Raw genomic sequence first — 19,319 nt, forward strand, 5'->3', positions numbered from 1 at the left:
TGAGAGGACTTCGCAGACCAACCCCACATGATGTCCTGAACGCTGAGAGTTTTGCATTTGACCTTTAGTGACTTGGTCCTGCGGGTTCGCAACATGCCCCGCCTATGGAAGCGGGTAATTCTTGTTGTATTCGACGCTTTCGCGCTGGGTTTCGCCCTGTCGGCGAGTTTTGCCCTGCGCTATGGGCAGTGGAATCCGCCCAATACGCTGGACCAGTTGCTGATCATCCTGACCGGCCCCATGGTGGCCATACCGATCTTCATTCGCCTTGGCCTTTACCGCGCGGTCATCCGCTACCTGCCTGAGCGCGCCATGTGGACGATCCTGCAGGCGGTGACATTGTCGACCGTCTGCTGGGTGCTGGTGGTCTTTCTGTCCGAAATGGCCGGCCGCGGTATCGTGCCACGCTCTGTCCCCCTGCTCTATTGGGCCATTTCACTGCTGTTGGTGGGGGGAAGCCGGTTTCTTGCCAAGCGCCTCTTGTGGGCGTCTTCGGACGCAAAGTTCCGCGAACATCCCATCGTCATCTATGGTGCCGGCGAGACCGGCGTGCAGCTGGCCTACGCGATCCGGCGCGATTCCACCCAATATGTGCTTGCCTTCGTGGACGACAATGCGTCGCTCCATGGTCGCGACGTCGCCGGTATTCGGGTCTATTCGCCTGCGAGCCTGCCCACACTGATCAATCAGTACGGCGTCAAGGAAGTCGTGCTCTCCATGCCATCGCTGAGTGCCACGCAACGGCAGGCGCTCGTCGCAAGGATAGGTGGACTGGGTGCCCGGATCCGCACCCTGCCACCCATTGGCGAGCTGATCTCCGGGCGCTATCTGATCAGCCAGATTCGCGAAATTGACATCGACGAACTGCTTGGCCGGTCGTCTGTCCCTGCCGACCGCACACTGTTGCGCGAGATGATCGAGGGCAAGATCATCATGGTCACCGGCGCCGGCGGATCGATCGGGTCCGAGCTGTGCCGTCTGATCGTCAAGTGGTCGCCACAACGCCTGGTCTTGTTCGAGGCCAACGAGTTTGCGCTCTATCAGATCGAGCGCGAGCTTTCCGCCGTCAAGAGTCACTCGATTGTGCCAGTTCTGGGCTCCATCACTGATGCAGCCAATGTGCGCCATACTTTGAACCAGCATCAGGTACAGGTTGTCTTCCACGCTGCAGCGCACAAGCATGTGCCGCTGGTGGAAGCCAATGTCATCGAAGGCATCCGCAACAACGTCTTCGGCACCAAGACCGTCGTGGACGCCGCCGCCGAATCGGGCGTTGAGAGCTTTGTGCTGATTTCCTCGGACAAGGCCGTTCGCCCCACCAATGTGATGGGTGCAACCAAGCGCTGGGCGGAACTGATCGTGCAACAGCGGGCGCTCGACGTCAGCCGGGCCAATGGCACGCAGCGATTCTGTGCAGTGCGCTTCGGCAATGTGCTGGGCTCCAATGGCTCGGTCGTTCCGCTGTTCAAGGAACAGATCGCCAAGGGCGGTCCAATCACTCTGACCGACCCCGAGATGACCCGCTATTTCATGTCCATTCATGAGGCCTCCGAGCTGATTATCCAGGCCGCAAGCCTGTCGCGCGGCGGTGACGTGTTCCTGCTGGACATGGGTGAACCGGTGTTGATCAAGGACCTGGCCGAGAACATGATCCGCCTGGCCGGCGCCTCGATCCGCGACCAGAGCAATCCGGACGGCGATATCCAGATTGTGATAACGGGCAAGCGGCCAGGCGAGAAGATGTACGAGGAGTTGTTCTACGACGACGCCACGGCAAGCCCGACGCTGCATCCCAAGATCTTGCGCGGCGCCGGTGACATCGTCAGCAATCGCCCAATTCAGGATGCGCTGGCGGAGCTGGAAGGCGCTCTGCTGCAGCGCGACGAGGCCACTGCCCGTCGCGTGCTGTTCGCGCAGATCCGCGAGAGCGACATCATCGAGGGGGCCAGGAATTGACCGCCCCCAAGCCTGTCATCATCGGTGTCGAGCCGGAGTCCGGAATGTCCTTGCAGGACGCGGCGCTGCTCGCTGTTCGTCACTGGGTCTGGCTGCTGGCTATCCCTCTTGTGGTCACGGTGATTGTCGCAGCGATCTACACCAACCTGCCCACGCGGGTGTCTGTGACTTCCGTCCTCAACTCAGACGGCGATGTCGTCGAACTCTATGCTCGCCCCATCATTGATGCGCAGACTGAATCAACCATCGTCACGCTGACCGCCGGTAGTGGAACGGTCATCATGTCGGTCGATGCTGCCGACGCAGATACTGCCATTGGCGTGATCAACCAGATCATCGCTGTCGTACCTGACCCCGAGCCGGTCAGCACATCACTGACGCCGACCCAGGCGCTCGAACTGCGCGCGCTGCGGGAGTATGCGTCCAGTATTTCCGAGCTGGTGTCTTCCGGAAACCGCTCGGAAACCGAGATCCTGACTCTCCGCGCCGAACGTGGTCTGGCGCAGCAGCGCATCGACTACCTGGCATTGCGCGACGTAGCCCCTACTGTTCTGCCGAAAGTGTCCCAGGAGCCGCGCGTCACGCCCATTCGCCAACCGCCGTTGCGCAATGTTGGCATCTTCACCTTCACCCTGCTGCTGTTTGTCGTGTGGGGCATGCTCTATGGTCTGGAGAGCAGGCGCATCCGGCGCGAAAAGGGATTGCTGTGAATAGCGGACCGCGTCCCTGATTGACCTTTCGCCGCTTTCCGCTATGGGGATGCCGCGGGCCGACCTTGAAATGGTCCTCACCCCGCAACCCCGCAGGGCACATGTTGTCCCGCTCTGCTCGCCGGCTGGCAGTTGAAGAAATAGGTTCATGATAGTGAATAGACCTGAATTTTCTGCCGGTTGTGACGCCTCATTTGCCAACCGGGCAATGTCGGGCGACCGCTGCACTCTGCAGCCCCAGCGATTTGCTTCAAGCCGTTGGCCACATGTTGGCGTCTGCCGCGATGTCCATTGATCCGCGACGCCCTGAATTGACCCTTGGAGTTTGGTCGAAATGAAGTCCGTATTGATAACCGGTGGTGCTGGCTTTCTCGGCTCGCACCTGGCGGACCGCCTGCTGCGCGAGGGTGCGCGGGTGACCTGCCTTGACGACCTGTCGACCGGTTCGGCCGCCAATCTGGCCCACCTTGCCAACGAACCGCGCTTTGAGCTGATCGAGGCCGATGTCGCTACGCCGGTCTCGCTTGACGTCGACACCATCTTCAACCTGGCCTGCCCGGCCTCGCCGGTGCACTATCAGCATGATCCGATCAAGACGATGCGCACCAGTGTCTTGGGCGCCATAAACATGCTGGATCTCGCCGAGAAAAATGGCGCGGTGATCCTGCAGGCCTCCACCAGTGAGGTCTATGGCGACCCGCACGTGCATCCGCAGACGGAAGCCTACTGGGGCAATGTCAACACAGTGGGCGAGCGCAGCTGCTACGACGAAGGCAAGCGCGCCGCAGAAACGCTGTTCGCCGACTATCGCCGCCACCGTGGCGTGCGGACCAAGCTGGTCCGCATCTTTAATACCTATGGCCCGCGCATGCTGCCGTCGGATGGCCGGGTGGTGTCCAACTTCATTGTCCAGGCGCTGACCGGCCAGAACCTGACCATCTATGGCGAAGGCAAGCAGACCCGCAGCTTCTGCTATGTTGATGATCTGATCGAGGCCATGGTACGCATGATGCGGACGGAGGACTTTGCTGGCCCCGTCAATATCGGCAACCCCTTCGAATTCAACATGCTCGAGCTGGCGCAAAAGGTGCTCGCATTCACAGGATCCACCAGCCAGATCGTTTACCGCCCGCTCCCCTCGGATGACCCCCGTCAGCGCAAGCCCGACATTTCCCTGGCCAAGGCGCGTTTGGATTGGGAACCCCGTATCGGCCTCGATGAAGGCCTCGAACGCACCATCGCTGACTTCAAGACCCGCCTCAACACGTGACAAGAGACCAAGCCATGCTCAATGACAAATCGATCCTGATCACGGGAGGCACCGGCTCGTTCGGCAAGGCTTTCGTCCGGACTGTGCTGGAACGCTACCCCGGCGTGAAGCGCCTGGTGATCTTCTCCCGCGATGAACTCAAGCAGTTCGAGATGGCGCAGACCTTCTCGGAACGCGACTATCCGGCGCTGCGTTACTTCATTGGCGATGTGCGCGACGAGAGCCGCCTGCGCCGTGCGCTGGAGGGCATCGATATTGTGGTGCATGCTGCCGCGCTCAAGCAGGTGCCGGCCGCCGAGTACAACCCCTTTGAATGCATCAAGACCAATGTCCTGGGCGCCCAGAACCTGATCGAGGCCTGCCTCGACAGCGGCGTGAAGAACCTGGTCGCCCTGTCCACCGACAAGGCCGCTGCGCCGATCAACCTGTATGGCGCGACCAAGCTTTGCTCGGACAAGCTGTTTGTGGCTGCCAACAACATTCGCGGCAATCGTGAGATCAAGTTCAGCGTTGTCCGCTATGGCAATGTCATGGGCAGCCGCGGTTCGGTCATTCCCTTCTTCCTGGATCGCCGCCAGGATGGCGTGCTGCCCATCACCGATCCGACCATGACGCGCTTCAACATCTCCTTGCAGGAGGGTGTCGACATGGTGCTGTGGTCCCTGGCCAATGCCTGGGGCGGCGAAATCCTGGTCCCCAAGATTCCCTCCTATCGCATCACCGACGTCGCTGAAGCCATTGCGCCCGGCTGCCGCCAGGAGATCGTGGGCATCCGCCCCGGTGAGAAGATCCACGAGGAAATGATCACCGATAGTGACAGCTTCAACACGGTGGACCTGGGCAAGTATTACGCCATCCTGCCGGTTGCCAGCCACTACACGACCGAAGAATACTGCGCCAAGAACAACGGTGTTCCGGTGCCAAAGGGCTTTGCCTACAACAGCGGCACCAACCCTGAGTTCCTCACTGTCGAACAGCTCCGTACGCTGATCGAAACCCATGTCATCGGCAGGTCGATCGACTAAGGACAACGGCAATGGCCTTCATACCCTACAGCACGCAGTCCATCGACGAGGATGACATCGCGGCAGTGACTGCGGTGCTGCGCGCCGACTATCTGACACAGGGGCCGGCCATTCCCGCCTTTGAGGAGGCCTTTGCGCGCCGCCACGGCGCAAAGCATGCAGTGGCCATCAACAATGCCACCTCGGCGCTTCACCTGGCCTGCCTGGCCCTGGGCGTCGGCCCCGGCTCTCTGGTCTGGACCTCGCCAAACAGCTTTGTTGCCTCGGCAAACTGCGCGCTCTATTGCGGCGCCAAAGTCGATTTCGTCGACATCGACCCCACGACTCGCAACATGTCTTTGCCGGCGCTGCGCGACAAGCTGGCTGCGGCAAAGGCTGCCGGAACCCTACCGAATGTGCTGATCCCGGTGGACTTTGCCGGCCTGCCCTGCGACCTGCAGGAAATGCGGGCCCTGGCCGACGACTATGGCTTCCGCATCATCGAGGATGCCTCGCACGCCACCGGCTCGAGCTACCTGGGCGCTCCGACCGGCGGTGCCTGGTCTGACCTGACCGTCTTCAGCTTTCATGCGGTCAAGATCGTCACCACCGCCGAGGGTGGCATGATCACCACCAACGACGCGGCTCTGGCCGACGAGCTCCGCTTGCTGCGCTCCCACGGCATCACACGCGATACCGCGCGCATGCAGGGCGAGAGCGAGGGTCCATGGTATTATGAGCAGACAGCGCTGGGCTACAATTACCGCCTGACCGATATCCAGGCCGCGCTGGGCTCAAGCCAGCTGGCCCGCCTGCCGACCATGCAGGCGCGCCGCACGGCGCTTGCCGACCGCTATGACACCATACTGGCTGACCTGCCCGTGACGCTGCCGTATCGCAGTAATGACCGCACATCGGCCTGGCATCTGTATGCCGTCGAAATCGACCCGGCCGGCCCGTCGCGCCGCGCAGTCTTTGACGCCATGCGCGCCGCCGAGATCGGGGTGAACGTGCATTATATCCCCATTCACACCCAGCCCCACTATCTCGGCCTGGGCTTCAAGCGTGGCGACTTCCCGGCCGCCGAACACTACTATGCGCATGCCATATCCCTGCCGCTGTTCCCCGCGATGACGGAGCAGCAGCAGGATTTCGTGGCATCGACATTGCGTGCCGCCCTGTCGGCCTGAGGGGACATAGATGAACCTGGCAGTCATTCCCGCCCGCGGCGGCAGCAAGCGCATTCCGCGCAAGAATATCCGCCCCTTCGCTGGCAAGCCCATGATCGCCTTCGCCATCGACAGCGCCTTGGCCAGTGGCCAGTTCGACAAGGTCATTGTCTCAACAGATGACGCCGAGATTGCCGACATCGCCCGCCAGCATGGCGCCGAGGTGCCGTTCATGCGCCCGGCTGATCTGTCGGACGACTTCACGCCCACCGTGCCGGTGATAGCCCACGCTATCCGGAGCATGATGGACCTGGGCACTGCCCCCGAGCTGGTTTGCTGCATTTATCCGGGCGTGCCCATGATCGATGCCGATGACCTGCGCAAGGCCCGCGAGCACCTGCTGGGCAGCCAGGCCCAATATGCCTTCCCGGTCGCGCCCTTTCCGGCCGCTATCCAGCGCGCCCTGCGGCGTGATGTTGAAACCGGCAACGCCCAGCCTTTCAGCCCGCAATTTGTGAACACGCGCACCCAGGACCTGGAACCAGCCTATTTTGATGCTGGACAGTTCTACTGGGGCCGCCGCCAGGCCTGGCTTGATGGGCTGAGCCTGCATGGCCATGGCACCACCATCGTGCTGCCCGAATGGCGCGTGGTGGACATCGACACTGCCGATGACTGGGCACGTGCAGAAATCCTCTATCGGGCGTTCGCGACGTCCCAGACCCTATGAAGTTTGGCTTTCGCGCCGACGCGGCGCTCGACATCGGTGCCGGGCACGTGATGCGTTGCATCACCCTGGCGCAGGAGCTGTCGCAGCGGGGTGCACAAAGCCATTTCGTCTGTCGCGAACACCCCGGCAACATGATCCCCGCCATTCGGGCGGCCGGATTTGAGGTCTCGGTCCTTCCGGTGCATGCGCTTGGTGACCACAGCAGTTCACCCTATGCCAGCTGGGTGGGGGCAGACCTGTCCGTCGATGCCGCGGAAACCCGATCCATTCTCGAGGCTGCCGGCTGTGATGGCCTGGTCGTTGATCACTATGGCCTGGACGCACGCTGGGAAGACGACGTCGTCCCGCAGCGACGCACGGCCGTCATTGATGACCTGGCCGACCGCCCACATCACTGCGCCTTGCTTGTCGACCAGACACTGGGACGCACGCCGCAAGCCTACGCCGGTTTGGTCCCTCAAGACTGCAACCCATTGTGTGGCGCCGGCTTTGCCCTGCTGCGTCCGCAGTTCGCCCATGCGCGACACCGTAGTCTTGAGCTGCGGGCCGGGCGGCAGCCAAAGCGCATCATCGTCTCGATGGGCGGCATTGATCGCGACAATCTCACTGGCCGCGTTCTCGATGTGCTCTGCGCGCTGCCCAGCGCCAGAGAAACCGAGATCACAGTGGTGCTCGGGGCGACGGCGCCCTGGCGCGACAGCGTTGCACGGCAAGCCGAGCGCAGCGGTCATGACATTGCGGTTCTGGTCAATGTTGCTGACATGGCTGATCTGCTTGTCCACACCGACCTGGCAATCGGGGCCGCCGGGTCCTCGGCCTGGGAGCGCTGCTGCCTTGGCGTCCCCACCGTGATGGCGGTCACCGCCGACAACCAGACCGAGATCGCCCGCGCGGTCGCTGCCAGCGGAGCAGCCTTGACCGTGGGCCGTAGCGACGCACCGACATTTGACGATAGCCTGGCGGAGGCGGTGGACACCTTGCTGTGCGACACCGACCTTCGCACTGCGATGAGCCATGCCGCCGCTGCCGTGACCGATGGACAGGGTGCACGGCACGTCGCCGATGCCTTGATGGAGTTGCTAGCCTGATGAAGATCACCATCGTCTGCAGTTCGGCCGATCACCCGATCAATCCCTGGCTCGAGCGCTGGATACAAACCCATGGCGCCACGCACGAGATTACGCTGCTGCGCAGCGTCAAGCAGCTTGAGGGCGGCGACATCCTGTTCCTGATTTCTTGCAGCGAGATTGTCACCAGTGCACATCGCGCCAAGTTCGGCGTGACGCTGGTCATCCATGCCAGCGACCTGCCCGAAGGCCGCGGCTGGAGCCCCTATATCTGGGAAATTGCTGAAGGCCGCGAACGCATCGTGGTCACCTTGCTCGAAGCCGAGGACAAGGTTGATTCCGGAGCGATCTGGGCCAAGAAGACCGTGCCCATTCCCAAGCACTTCCTGGCGCCCGAGATCAATCAGGCGCTGTTCGACTGCGAACTGGAACTGATGGACATGGCGCTGGCGCTGCATGGCACCAATCCCGGCGCCCCTCAGCCCGCCGACATTGCGCCGACCTACTATCAAAAGCGCACGCCTGAACACAGCCGTCTTGACGTCAACAAGACGATAGCCGATCAGTTCGACCTGATACGGGTCTGCGACCCCGTGCGCTATCCCGCCTTTTTTGAGCTCCACGGCCACCGTTACAAGCTCACCCTGGAGAAGCTTTGACATGCAATCGATCACCATCGCCGGACGGCGCATTGCAGACGACGCCCCGCCCTACATCATCGCTGAAATGTCGGCCAACCATAATGGCGACCTCAACACGGCGATGAACATCATCAGCCTTGCCAAGCAGCAGGGTGCCGATGCGGTCAAGATCCAGACCTATACTGCCGACACGCTGACGCTTAAATCCGACAAGCCGGATTTTCAGATCAACGACGGCCTTTGGGCCGGCCGGACCCTGCACGAGCTCTACGAGTGGGCAAGCACGCCCTGGGACTGGCACAAGCCCATGTTTGACCATGCCCGCCAGGTGGGCATCACCCTGTTCAGCTCCCCGTTCGACACCACCGCGATCGACCTGCTCGAAGACCTTGGCGCGCCCGCCTACAAGATTGCTTCCTTTGAGGCCGTCGACTTGCCGCTGATCCGCTATGCCGGCAGCACCGGCAAGCCGATGATTATCTCGACCGGCATGGCCGATGACGAAGAGATCGAGGAAGCCATCGATGCGGCCAAATCGGCCGGCTGCACCGAGCTGGCCGTGCTGCATTGTGTCAGCGGCTATCCGGCGCCCTCGGGCGACTACAACCTGCGCACCCTGGCCGACATGAAGCAGCGCTTCGGTCTGGTCACCGGCCTGTCGGATCACACCCTGGACAACGTAACGGCCATTGCCAGCGTCACCCTGGGGGCCGCCCTGATCGAGAAGCACTTCACGCTCGACCGCAATGGCGGCGGGCCCGACGACAGCTTCTCGCTTGAACCCAAGGACCTGCAGGAACTGTGCACCACCGCGCGCGCAACCTGGGAAGCCCTGGGCACGGTCAACTACGGCCGCAAGTCCAGCGAAGTGGGCAACGTCAAGTTCCGCCGCTCGCTCTATTTCATCAAGCCCGTACAGGCTGGCCAGACCATCACGCCCGACATGGTGCGCAGCGTGCGCCCAGGCTTCGGCCTGGCGCCCAAGCACCTCGATGCCGTGATCGGCAAGACGGCCAAGGTGGATATCGAGGCCAACACCCGCGTCACCTGGGACGTTCTGGACTGATTCCATGACCCAGACGGGGCAATTGTCGGTTCTGATCATCGGCTGCGGCAATATCGCGGGCGGCTTCGACGCCGCCCGTCCGGTCGACGCCTTGCCGCTGTCCCATGCCGGTGCCTATCGGCGCGACGGTCGTTTCCGCCTTGCAGCCTGCGTCGAGGTCGATGATGCCCGACGCGCCGCCTTCATGTCGCGCTGGGAGATCCCGGAGGGCCGTGCGAGCACACGGGATCTCCGTGATCGCGTGGGGCAGTTCGATGTCATCAGCATCTGCTCCCCAACCAGCGCCCATGCCGACGACATGGACGCAGCCATTGCCCTGCGGCCAAAGGTGATCTTCTGCGAAAAACCGATGACACCAGCACTTGCGACCTCCGAGCAGGTGGTGGCGCGCTGTGAACAGGCTGGCATCATCCTCGCGATCAACCACACCCGTCGCTGGGCCCCTGACGTCTGGCGCTTGCGCGATCAGTTGCAGTCTGGCGCCTGGGGTGCGGTGCGCTCGGCCGCAGCGCGCTATACCAAGGGTGTGCTGAACAATGGCGGCCACATGCTCGACCTGCTCGAGTTCCTGCTCGGCCCCTTGTCAGTCCAATGGGCTGGTCGGCCGGTGCATGATTTCTGGCCCGATGATCCGACAATTCCGGCGGCCCTGGTCTCCGCCACGGGCGTCCCCGTCCTGCTGGCTGTAGGCGATGCGCGCGACTACGCGACATTCGAGCTGACGCTCACCACCGAAGAAGGCCTGGTGACCATGGAGGATGGCGGCAACCTCTGGCGCTATCGCCGCGTCATCGACAGCCCGACATTCACCGGCTACAAGGCGCTCGACGCCGGAAGCCAGGTCGCGGGCGAATATCAAATGGCGATGGTGAACGCCGTCGCAGACTTGTATGAGGCAGCCACGAACGGGTCGTCCGTGCGCAGTACGGGCTATTCAGCCCTGGCCGCCCAACGCCATTGTGCGGACATTCGAGCACTTGCCGCAATGACGGCAGAGGAAGACAACGATGAGTAACGACACCCTTGCACTGTTTGGCGGCACCCCGGCCATCGCCGCTCCGCTTGAGCCGTTCCACAGCATTGGCGAAGACGAGGTGAACGCGGCCAGCGCGGTCATCCGCTCAGGCGTCTTGTCGGCCTATATCGGCGCGCCGGGCGAAGGCTTCATGGGTGGTCCGCACGTCAAGGCGTTCGAGGCCAAGGCCGCCAAATATTTCGGCGTTCGCAATGTCGTTGCTGTCAACTCCTGGACCTCCGGCCTGATTGCGGCCGTGGGCGCCATCGGCATCGAGCCGGGCGACGAGATCATCACGACGCCCTGGACGATGGCGGCGACAGCCACCGCCATCCTGCACTTCAACGGCATCCCGGTCTTTGCCGATATCGACCCGGTGACATTCAACATCGATCCCGCCAGTGTCGAAAAGCTGATCTCCCCGCGCACCCGCGCCATCATGGCCGTGGACATCTTTGGCCAGTCGGCCGACATGCGCGCCCTGCGCGCCATTGCCGACAAGCATGGGATCAAGCTGCTCAGCGATACCGCACAGGCGCCCGGGGCGCTGCAGGACAACAAATATGCCGGCACGCTGGCCGACATCGGCGGCTATAGCCTGAACTACCACAAGCATATTCATTCCGGCGAAGGCGGCATCATTGTCACCGAGGACGATCGGCTGGCTGACCGCATGCGCCTGATCCGCAACCACGCCGAGGCCGTGATCCGCTCGTCCGACCCCGCCGAGCTGAACAACATGCTCGGCTACAACTTCCGCATGGGCGAAATCGAGGCTGCCATCGCCTCGGTCCAGCTCGACAAGCTGGCTGCGCGGGTTGCCAGCCGCCAGAAGGCCGCCGAGGCCTTTACTCGCGGCATTGCCGACCTGCCTGGGCTGACCCCGCCCGTCACGGCCCCCGGCAATACCAATGTCTATTATGTCTATGGCATGAAACTGGACGTCGACGCTCTGGGCGTCTCGCGTGAACGCCTGGTCGAGGCCCTCCGCGCCGAGGGCGTGCCGTGGCTGATGGCCGGCTACCAGAACGTGCATCTCTACCCCCTGTTCCAGCACAAGATCGCCTATGGCTCAAAGGGCTTCCCCTGGAACCAGCCCTTTGTATCCCGCGACATCGACTATTCGCGCGGCATCTGCCCCGTCGCCGAGGACCTGCATGCTCGCACCTTCCTCGGGCTCAACCTGTGCATGGGCGAATACGGCGACGCCGACATCGCCAACCTGGTGGCTGCCTTCCACAAAGTCTGGGGCAACCTCGACGCATTGAAGGCCAAGTGACCACAAATGGCGGCATGCGCACCTGTGTTGGTCGGCCAGTTGGTCAGCTTGCGCCCGTTCGGGCCAGACGACATCACCGAGCAATACATTGGCTGGCTGAACGACCCACGGGTGGTTCGCTTCAGCAACCAGCGCTTTCGGCGTCACAATGCCGAAAGCTGCGTGGCCTATCTGTCCAGCTTTGAAGGCACCGCCAACCTGTTCTTGTCCATGCGACGGCGTCAGGACGATGCGCCCATCGGCACCATGACGGCCTATGTGAACGTGCACCACCAGACGGTCGACGTCGGCATCATGGTCGGCGCCCCAGAGGTTTGGGGCCAGGGCTATGGCCAGGACGCCTGGGACCTGCTGTTGACCTGGCTGGCCAGCCGCAGTGACATTCGCAAGATCACCGCCGGCACCTTGGACTGCAATATCGGCATGCAAAAGCTGATGCAGCGCTCTGGCATGGAACTGGAAGCCCGACGGGTGGCACAGGAGATCGTTGAGGGCCAGCCCCAGGACATCGTGTACTATGCGCGCTTCACCCATCAATGATCTGCCACGCCCGCTTGCGGTCGTGTGTCACGACGCTGGCGCTGCCAATATCATCTTGCATGCGATTGGCGAACAAGCGGATGGCATTCGCATTTGGACTGAAGGGCCGGCGGACGGCATTGCCGCCGCCCTGGGCCATCCGCGCAACACCAACAGCTTGGACGCTGCGCTGGATGGCGCGGCAATGCTGTTGAGCGGCACCGGCTGGGCAAGCGACCTCGAGCACCAGGCCCGCGCCGGCGCCAGGGCGCGCGGCATTCCCTCCATCGCCGTGCTTGACCATTGGGTGAACTATCCGCAGCGCTTCGTCCGCAACGGACAGGAGGTCCTCCCCGACCGCTGGTGGGTCACTGACAACTTTGCGCTGGCCGAAGCGAGCAGACACTTTGATCCCGCGCGCATTGACCTGGTGCCCAACCTCTACGCCAGAGCACAACTCGCCGGCGTGGCGCCGATCACTGCCGAGACGGCCAACCGGGTGTTGTACGTTCTCGAACCGGCACGGTCTGACTGGGGCCGCCACACGCAGGGGGAGTTCCAGGCGCTCGATTATTTTGCCGAAAGGCTGCCGGGACTTCGCCTGCCGGCCGATATCGAGATCACCCTGCGTCCCCACCCCTCCGACCCGTCGGGCAAGTATGACGAGTGGATCGCCCGTCATGCCAATATGGCCCTGTCATTGGATCAATCAGGCAGTATTTCGCAGGCGATTGGACGGGCGCGCTGGGTTGCGGGTTGTGAGTCTTTCGCACTTGCGCTAGCGCTGGAGGCGGGGCGCCCCGTGTTCTGCACTCTGCCGCCCCATGCGCCGCAATGCCGGCTGCCCCATGATCGCATCATCCACATCAAGGCGATGGAGTAGGCACCTTGAAGTACTGCAAGCAATGCCTGCAACCAGACACTCGTCCCAACACCCAGTTCCTGCCCGAAGGCATTTGCCCGGCCTGCGAATATTACTCCCGTCTCAAGAACGTGGACTGGCAGGAGCGCTACGAAATCCTGCAGGATGTGCTGGCAGCACGGCCCAGGCGATCCGACCAGGAGTTCGACTGCATCATCGGCGTCAGCGGCGGCAAGGACAGCATGCGCCAGGCACTCTGGGTTCGGGACAACCTTGGCCTCAAGCCGCTCCTGGCATGCCTGACCTACCCGCCCGAACAGGTCACTGAGCGCGGCGTCGACAACATCTCGAACCTGATCGAGCTGGGGTTCGATATGGTGATGTCAGCGCCTGCACCCGGGACCTGGCGCAAGCTCATGCGCGAGTCTTTCCTGCGTTTTACCAACTGGGCCAAGTCGACCGAGTTGGCCCTGTTCAGCTCAGTGCCGCAACTGGCAATCCGCTACCGCATCCCGCTTATTCTGTGGGGGGAGAACCCGGGCCTGCAACTGGGTGACCTCAAGACGCTTGGCAAGACCGGCTATGATGGCAACAATCTGCGCTACATGAATACCCTTTCCGGGGGCGCCGCCGACTGGATGATGGAGGCAGGCGCCACCAATACAGAACTCCTGCCCTACCGCTATCCGGCCCCTGAAGCCTTTGAGGAACACGACCTCCAGATCATCTACCTGGGCTGGTTCCTGGGGGATTGGTCCTTGGTCAACAATGGCATGTATTCTGCCGGGCGCGGGCTGAAGGTCCGCTCTGATACGGTCGACAACACTGGCGATCTGCGCGGCGTCACGTCGCTGGACGAGGATTGGGTGACGCTCAACCAGATGATCAAATACTACAAGTTTGGTTTTGGTCGCGTCACCGACTATGTCAACGAAGAGATACGTCTCGGCCGCCTCAAGCGGGAGGACGGCATCCGCCTGGTGGAAAAATACGACGACGCCTGCTCGCCCGAGTACATCGCCAAGTTCTGCGACTATATCGAGATCTCGGTCGACGCATTCTGGGATCAGGTCCATCGCTCGCTCAACAAGAACCTGTTCGAGCTGCACAGTGACGGTACGATTACGCGCAAATTCGAAGTGGGTGTCGGGCTATGAAGCGGCGCACGATCGGCATCGTCGACTATGGCGTGGGCAATATCGGCTCTCTTGAGCGCTCGCTGTCCGCACTGGGCTATCGCTGCCAGACCACGTCCAATCCTGAAACGCTGGCCGCCAGCAGCCTGATCCTGTTGCCCGGCGTGGGCGCTTTTCCGACGGCGATGGCGGCCTTGCACGATCATGACATGGTGGGCTTCCTGCAGGAGCGGGCCCAGTCTGGTCAGCCGCTGGTCGGCATTTGCCTCGGCATGCAGCTGCTGGCCGATAGCTCGGACGAGATCCGCGAGACCTCAGGGCTTGGCATCATTCCGGGCTATGTGACCGCTCTCGAAAATGCGGACTGGCATATCGGCTGGAATACGCTTGAAGCGGCGTCAAGTGATCCCCTGGTGCGCCCCAGCGACGGCCGCACCGTCTATTTCAACCACTCCTTCGTGCTCCGGACATCACCGGAATATGTCATCGGCGTCGCACGCATTGACCAGGGCATGACGCCCTTCCCCGTCGCCATCCGCCGCGAGAACACGGTGGGTTTGCAGTTCCACCCCGAGAAAAGCCAGGCCGCTGGCCTGCAACTGCTGACCGACGTCATCGAGGGCCTGTGCCGTGCTGCGTAAACGCATTGTAGGCGTCATAACCGTCAAGGATGGCTGGGCCGTCCAATCCATGGGCTACCGGCGCTATCTGCCATTGGGTCGCCCCGAAATCCTGGCCCTCAATCTTGACCGTTGGGGCGCCGACGAAATCGTGCTGCAGTGCATCGACCGTACCAGCACCCAGGCAGGCCCCGACATCGCCATGATCGAGCGCGTCGCCCAAAAGGGCCTGACGACGCCGTTGATCTACCTGGGCGGCATTCACACGGCCCAGCAGGCGGTTGCCGTAGTCCATGCCGGCGCAGACCGCATCGCCATTGATGCCATGCTCACCGACGAGCCGTCCCAGGTGCATGAGATCGAAGCCAACCTGGGCGCACAGGCCATCATCGCCGCGCTGCCACTGTCTGTCGAACCAGCCGGGCTGATGCATCGCAACTATCGCACCGGGGCGCTGGCGCCACTGTCCGATACCGTGCTTGAGCTGATGAGCAAACGCATTGTCTCCGAAGTGATGACCATCGACTGGCGCAATGACGGCGGTACGGCCTTCGACACCCGTATCCTGGACACATTCCCGCTTGCCGACATCCCGCTGATCGCCTTTGGCGGACTGGCCGGCGCCGACCAGCTGCGCGGCGTGCTAACGCGCAAATCGGTGGTGGCCGCCGCCGTTGGCAACACGTTGAACTATCGCGAGCATGCCATCCGCCATCTCAAGAAGGCGCTCGGTGACCTGCCGATCCGTGCGCCATCTCATGAACGCAGGGTAGACCACTGATTATGGCCGACACATGCTGCCGCCGTTGCTTGTACCGCTCCAGCCATCCCCTGGGCCTAGTGCTCGATGAGGACGGGATCTGCTCAGGCTGCCGGATTCACGAAGAAAAGGATCGCCTGGACTGGGATGCGCGCTGGCGCAAGCTTGAGGCCCTGGTGGAGCCCTATCGCAACGCCGCGGGCGCCAATTACGATTGCATCGTCCCCGTCACCGGAGCCAACGACTCCTACTACATTGTCCACCTGGTCAAGGAGCGGCTGGGGCTCAACCCGCTGCTGGTGACGTACAACAAGTATTTCAACACCCCGCTCGGTATTCGCAACCTCGCCAATCTGCGCATTCGCTTCAACTGCGATATCCTTGTGCAGAACGTCAATCCGGTCACGGTCAAGGCGATCACGCGGACAACGCTGCGCCAGTTCGGCAGCATGTATTGGCCTCCACTGGCGGGTCAGACTGTGTTTCCCGTGCAGACAGCGGTTCGCTACAAGGTTCCGCTCATCATCTGGGGGGCACACCAGGGTCTTGAGCAGGTCGGCATGTTCAGCCATGAACATGAGGTGGAAATGTCGCGCCGCTATCGCGTCGACCACGATCTGATGGCGCGCGAGGCCGACGACCTGTTGTCCATCTTCGACACGCTCAAGGGCGATGACGTGGCCCAATATCGCTATCCCAGCGACCCCGATCTTGCCGCCGGTGGCGTCCGCGGCATCTATCTGGGCAATTTCGTGCGCTGGGATCCCAAGGCACAGCATGAACAGATGATCCAATCGCATGGCTACCAAAGCGCCAGCTTTGACCGGACGTTCGATTGCTACGACCACGTCGACTGCTACAACTTCATGGACATCCACGATGTCCTCAAGCTGTACAAGCACGGCTATTCCAAGGTCACCGACCACGCCAGCCGCGAGATTCGGCATGGGCGGCTGACGCGCGACCAGGGCCTTGAACTGGTGCGCAAGCATGAGCAGGCGCCGCTTCGTCACATCGAAAAGTTCTGCGAGTGGCTCGGCGTCGATCCACGCGGCCTGCAGTTCATCATGAACGAGCACCGCAACCCCGACTACTGGACCGAGGAACGCCCAGGTCATTGGGTGTTTCATGGCTGGAGCACCATGCCCCAGCCCGAGACTGCTCATAATCCTGCACCCGTCCGCACGGACGTCGCCTTCAAGGCGACCCACAGTCTCAACCTCGACCGCGACGAAAAGTACATCGTGGTGGGCAAGGGCTACCCCTGATAAGGCCACCCACTAGAGGTCGGGAACGCGCATGGATGTCGGCAACATAAGCTTTTCTGCATTGTCGCAGGTAGCGGACCTGCGCTTTTTTGGAAATGCGCTCGCCTTGCTGGTTCTGCTGTTCCTGGCTGGACGCCCGCTTGCCCGCCGGATTGAAAGCGGCTTTGCAGCCACCATCCTGGCGGTCCTGATTGGGCTGTGTGTCACCGTGCTTCTGGCAGCTGCGCCTTGGCCATTCGCCAAGCATCAGATTGCCCTTGTGCTGCTGGGATTGGCTTTTTTCAATCTGTTGCCCGTCCGACGGCCCGACACGCCAGATAGCCAAGCCGGGCGATGGGGTTTCGGGCTCGCGGCATTGTTGGCCGCCACCTATCTGGCTGCCAATGCCTCGCCGATTCCGTTCATGCATTATGACTACTTCCATGCCGCCATGCGCTCGATGGAGCTGGCGCGGTCTGGCACGGCCTTCTCGCCATGGCTCAAGCAGTTCGACGCCAGTGGCTGGTTCCTCTTCGACCAGACAACATCCCTCGCGCTCGACGGACTGGAAGTGGTGTGGTTTGGCACATTGACCGGCACGCTGTCGCGGCTGGTTGTGCTGCTTTTGTCAGCCTATCTGGTGCTCACGCTTGATCGCCTGCGGATAAGCCGCCCGGTTCTGGCCGTTGTGACCGTGCTTCTCTGCATCTATCTGCTCGACAACGCCTTTGCCTTCCGCCCACATCTCTATGTCGGACTGGTTCTGGCTGCGGTTGTGACCACCCTTGCCCAGCCGCGGGCCAAGGCCGGTTGGCTGATCGCCGTTCTTGTGGCGCTGTTGATTCTGGCCAAGCGCGATGGCGTCGTGCTGGCCCCGTTTGTGACGATGCTGGCCGTCTGGCGGCTGGCTGGCGTCCGTACCGGTCGGCGCGTGAACCTCGCGCTGTTCGTGCCATTTGGCCTGGCCGCAATTGCCCTGCTTGTTGCCGGGCTCAGCTTTGCGCAGATCGGTGGCGTTTCGGTTGGCCGGCAACTGCTGGTCTCTCTCGCACAACTGGACCCCATGCAACTCGCTCAGCGTGGCGTCATCGCCCAGTTGGCGGTCTGCATCGCCCTTCCGCTGCTGTCCTACGTTCTGATCACCGCGCCCGACAAGCGCCGCAGCCTCCTGGTTCCGCTGTTGATGATCATCCTGGTCGCTATTCTGGTGGTGGCGTCTGCCGTGCTTCTGGAAGGGGGCAACCGCTTCAACGAAGGCACGTTGCTGCGCAAGTTGATCTACTTCCTTGTGCCCCCTACATTGGTCTTTCTTGCGCTGGCCTTCCCACGCCCTGCGGTTGAAGAACGTCGTTTCGGCAAATTGGCTTTCGACAGTGTGGCGCTAGCGGCACTGGCCGTGTTCCTGGGTTATCATCTGCAGGACATCGTCAACCCGCGCCACGGGTGGGGTGACATCGCCATTGATGCCGCCAGCTTCTTCCGCGAGGTCGTGCCGTCCGGAGCCGACGCCTCCATCGGCTTCCTGGTGCCCCAGCCGGACTCCCTTGCGCGCAGCCCCTTCGGCGAGACCGAAACCTACCAGTTTCCCATGATGACAGCCTATCTCGGGCGCGACCTCCGCTTCGCGCCCACGATGGAGGAACTGTCGGACCGGGACATAATCTTCCTGCCGCGTCCCATGCCGGCGGTAGAGCGCATGGCCTTGGTTCAACAGTTTGACCGCACCTATCGGGAACTGGCTGGCGGCTATGGGTTGGCGCTGACCGCCAGAGGTGTTGCAGCGCTGGGTCCCGCGCATGTTCTGGCCTTTGCGAACGGTGATCCTGTCGACCGCGCGCTGACGACTGTGCCCTGGAAGTTCCTGGACAAGCACTGGCCCGAATGGGCCCGCATCGCTGAAGTGCCCTGGCCATCGGACGTGACCCAGGTGATGGTTGCATGGTCACAGGCCGAGGCGGACTGGACCAAGCCGATCACCTTCGACTTCCCCAACCCGGATGGGCACAGGGTCTTCAGCGTGGAGTTCTCCGACCATCCCCTTGGTGATCGACGCCCTGAGACGATTACGATCACGACTGCCGATGGCACCGTTACCGCCCCGGCACAGACTTTCTTCTCTCACAATCGCTATGAGCTTCCGATCAGGACACAGGGACCATTCAGCCTGTCCTTTACCGCCGCACAGTCTCCGATCGAACCGCCATGGCTGGCGCCCTATTTCGTGATATTTGATCTGCAGCTCAAGCAGGAAACCCCATAAAGATGGCA

Annotated in this window: 18 protein-coding genes; all 18 read left to right on the forward strand. The window is 62.2% G+C overall.

Annotated elements, in window-relative coordinates; genetic code table 11:
- Positions 1-93 precede the first annotated feature (93 nt).
- Positions 94-1,956 carry a polysaccharide biosynthesis protein gene (locus K1177_RS12565; RefSeq protein ID WP_224703621.1) on the forward strand — a complete coding sequence of 621 codons (1,863 nt, stop codon included), beginning with the start codon at positions 94-96 and terminating at the stop codon, positions 1,954-1,956.
- Positions 1,953-2,666 carry a hypothetical protein gene (locus tag K1177_RS12570; RefSeq protein WP_224703622.1) on the forward strand — a complete coding sequence of 238 codons (714 nt, stop codon included), beginning with the start codon at positions 1,953-1,955 and terminating at the stop codon, positions 2,664-2,666. Before K1177_RS12565 ends, K1177_RS12570 begins: the two co-directional genes overlap by 4 nt.
- Before the next feature lie 334 nt (positions 2,667-3,000).
- Positions 3,001-3,936, forward strand: a complete 936-nt coding sequence (locus K1177_RS12575; protein WP_224703623.1) for a UDP-glucuronic acid decarboxylase family protein — start codon at positions 3,001-3,003, stop codon at positions 3,934-3,936.
- Between the two features lie 14 nt (positions 3,937-3,950).
- On the forward strand, positions 3,951-4,961 hold the full coding sequence (gene pseB / locus K1177_RS12580) for a UDP-N-acetylglucosamine 4,6-dehydratase (inverting) (RefSeq protein WP_224703624.1): 1,011 nt from the start codon (positions 3,951-3,953) through the stop codon (positions 4,959-4,961).
- 11 nt (positions 4,962-4,972) lie between these two features.
- A complete protein-coding gene (pseC, locus tag K1177_RS12585) occupies positions 4,973-6,130 on the forward strand; it encodes a UDP-4-amino-4,6-dideoxy-N-acetyl-beta-L-altrosamine transaminase (protein ID WP_224703625.1) in 1,158 nt (385 codons plus the stop codon).
- Positions 6,131-6,140: 10 nt separating this feature from the next.
- Positions 6,141-6,839, forward strand: coding sequence for a pseudaminic acid cytidylyltransferase (gene pseF / locus K1177_RS12590; RefSeq protein ID WP_224703626.1), 699 nt, complete (start codon positions 6,141-6,143; stop codon positions 6,837-6,839).
- Positions 6,836-7,927 (forward strand): UDP-2,4-diacetamido-2,4,6-trideoxy-beta-L-altropyranose hydrolase, encoded by a 1,092-nt coding sequence (gene pseG / locus K1177_RS12595; RefSeq protein WP_224703627.1) that lies wholly within the window; start codon positions 6,836-6,838, stop codon positions 7,925-7,927. Before pseF ends, pseG begins: the two co-directional genes overlap by 4 nt.
- On the forward strand, positions 7,927-8,565 hold the full coding sequence (locus tag K1177_RS12600; RefSeq protein ID WP_224703628.1) for a formyltransferase family protein: 639 nt from the start codon (positions 7,927-7,929) through the stop codon (positions 8,563-8,565). Before pseG ends, K1177_RS12600 begins: the two co-directional genes overlap by 1 nt.
- Position 8,566: 1 nt before the next feature.
- The gene (gene pseI / locus K1177_RS12605) at positions 8,567-9,613 is read left to right on the forward strand and encodes a pseudaminic acid synthase (RefSeq protein WP_224703629.1); all 1,047 of its coding nucleotides are present in this window, start codon (positions 8,567-8,569) and stop codon (positions 9,611-9,613) included.
- Positions 9,614-9,617: 4 nt separating this feature from the next.
- Positions 9,618-10,628, forward strand: coding sequence for a Gfo/Idh/MocA family protein (locus tag K1177_RS12610; protein WP_224703630.1), 1,011 nt, complete (start codon positions 9,618-9,620; stop codon positions 10,626-10,628).
- Entirely contained in the window at positions 10,621-11,907 is a 1,287-nt protein-coding gene (locus tag K1177_RS12615; RefSeq protein ID WP_224703631.1) for a DegT/DnrJ/EryC1/StrS family aminotransferase, read from the forward strand. Before K1177_RS12610 ends, K1177_RS12615 begins: the two co-directional genes overlap by 8 nt.
- A 39-nt stretch (positions 11,908-11,946) precedes the next feature.
- Positions 11,947-12,447 (forward strand): GNAT family N-acetyltransferase, encoded by a 501-nt coding sequence (locus tag K1177_RS12620; RefSeq protein ID WP_224703632.1) that lies wholly within the window; start codon positions 11,947-11,949, stop codon positions 12,445-12,447.
- Positions 12,425-13,309 (forward strand): glycosyltransferase family protein, encoded by an 885-nt coding sequence (locus K1177_RS12625; protein ID WP_224703633.1) that lies wholly within the window; start codon positions 12,425-12,427, stop codon positions 13,307-13,309. Before K1177_RS12620 ends, K1177_RS12625 begins: the two co-directional genes overlap by 23 nt.
- Positions 13,310-13,314: 5 nt before the next feature.
- The gene (locus K1177_RS12630; protein WP_224703634.1) at positions 13,315-14,445 is read left to right on the forward strand and encodes an N-acetyl sugar amidotransferase; all 1,131 of its coding nucleotides are present in this window, start codon (positions 13,315-13,317) and stop codon (positions 14,443-14,445) included.
- Positions 14,442-15,065, forward strand: coding sequence for an imidazole glycerol phosphate synthase subunit HisH (hisH, locus tag K1177_RS12635; protein ID WP_224703635.1), 624 nt, complete (start codon positions 14,442-14,444; stop codon positions 15,063-15,065). Before K1177_RS12630 ends, hisH begins: the two co-directional genes overlap by 4 nt.
- Positions 15,055-15,825 (forward strand): HisA/HisF-related TIM barrel protein, encoded by a 771-nt coding sequence (locus K1177_RS12640; protein WP_224703636.1) that lies wholly within the window; start codon positions 15,055-15,057, stop codon positions 15,823-15,825. The genes hisH and K1177_RS12640 overlap by 11 nt, the downstream gene beginning before the upstream one ends.
- A gap of 2 nt (positions 15,826-15,827) precedes the next feature.
- Positions 15,828-17,072 carry an N-acetyl sugar amidotransferase gene (locus K1177_RS12645; RefSeq protein WP_224703637.1) on the forward strand — a complete coding sequence of 415 codons (1,245 nt, stop codon included), beginning with the start codon at positions 15,828-15,830 and terminating at the stop codon, positions 17,070-17,072.
- A gap of 106 nt (positions 17,073-17,178) precedes the next feature.
- Positions 17,179-19,311: a hypothetical protein gene (locus tag K1177_RS12650; RefSeq protein WP_224703638.1), complete on the forward strand. Its 2,133-nt coding sequence runs from the start codon at positions 17,179-17,181 to the stop codon at positions 19,309-19,311.
- The last annotated feature ends 8 nt before the right edge of the window (positions 19,312-19,319 follow it).

Origin of the sequence: Devosia aquimaris (genome assembly GCF_020169335.1) — a bacterium.
GTDB lineage: Bacteria > Pseudomonadota > Alphaproteobacteria > Rhizobiales > Devosiaceae > Devosia > Devosia aquimaris.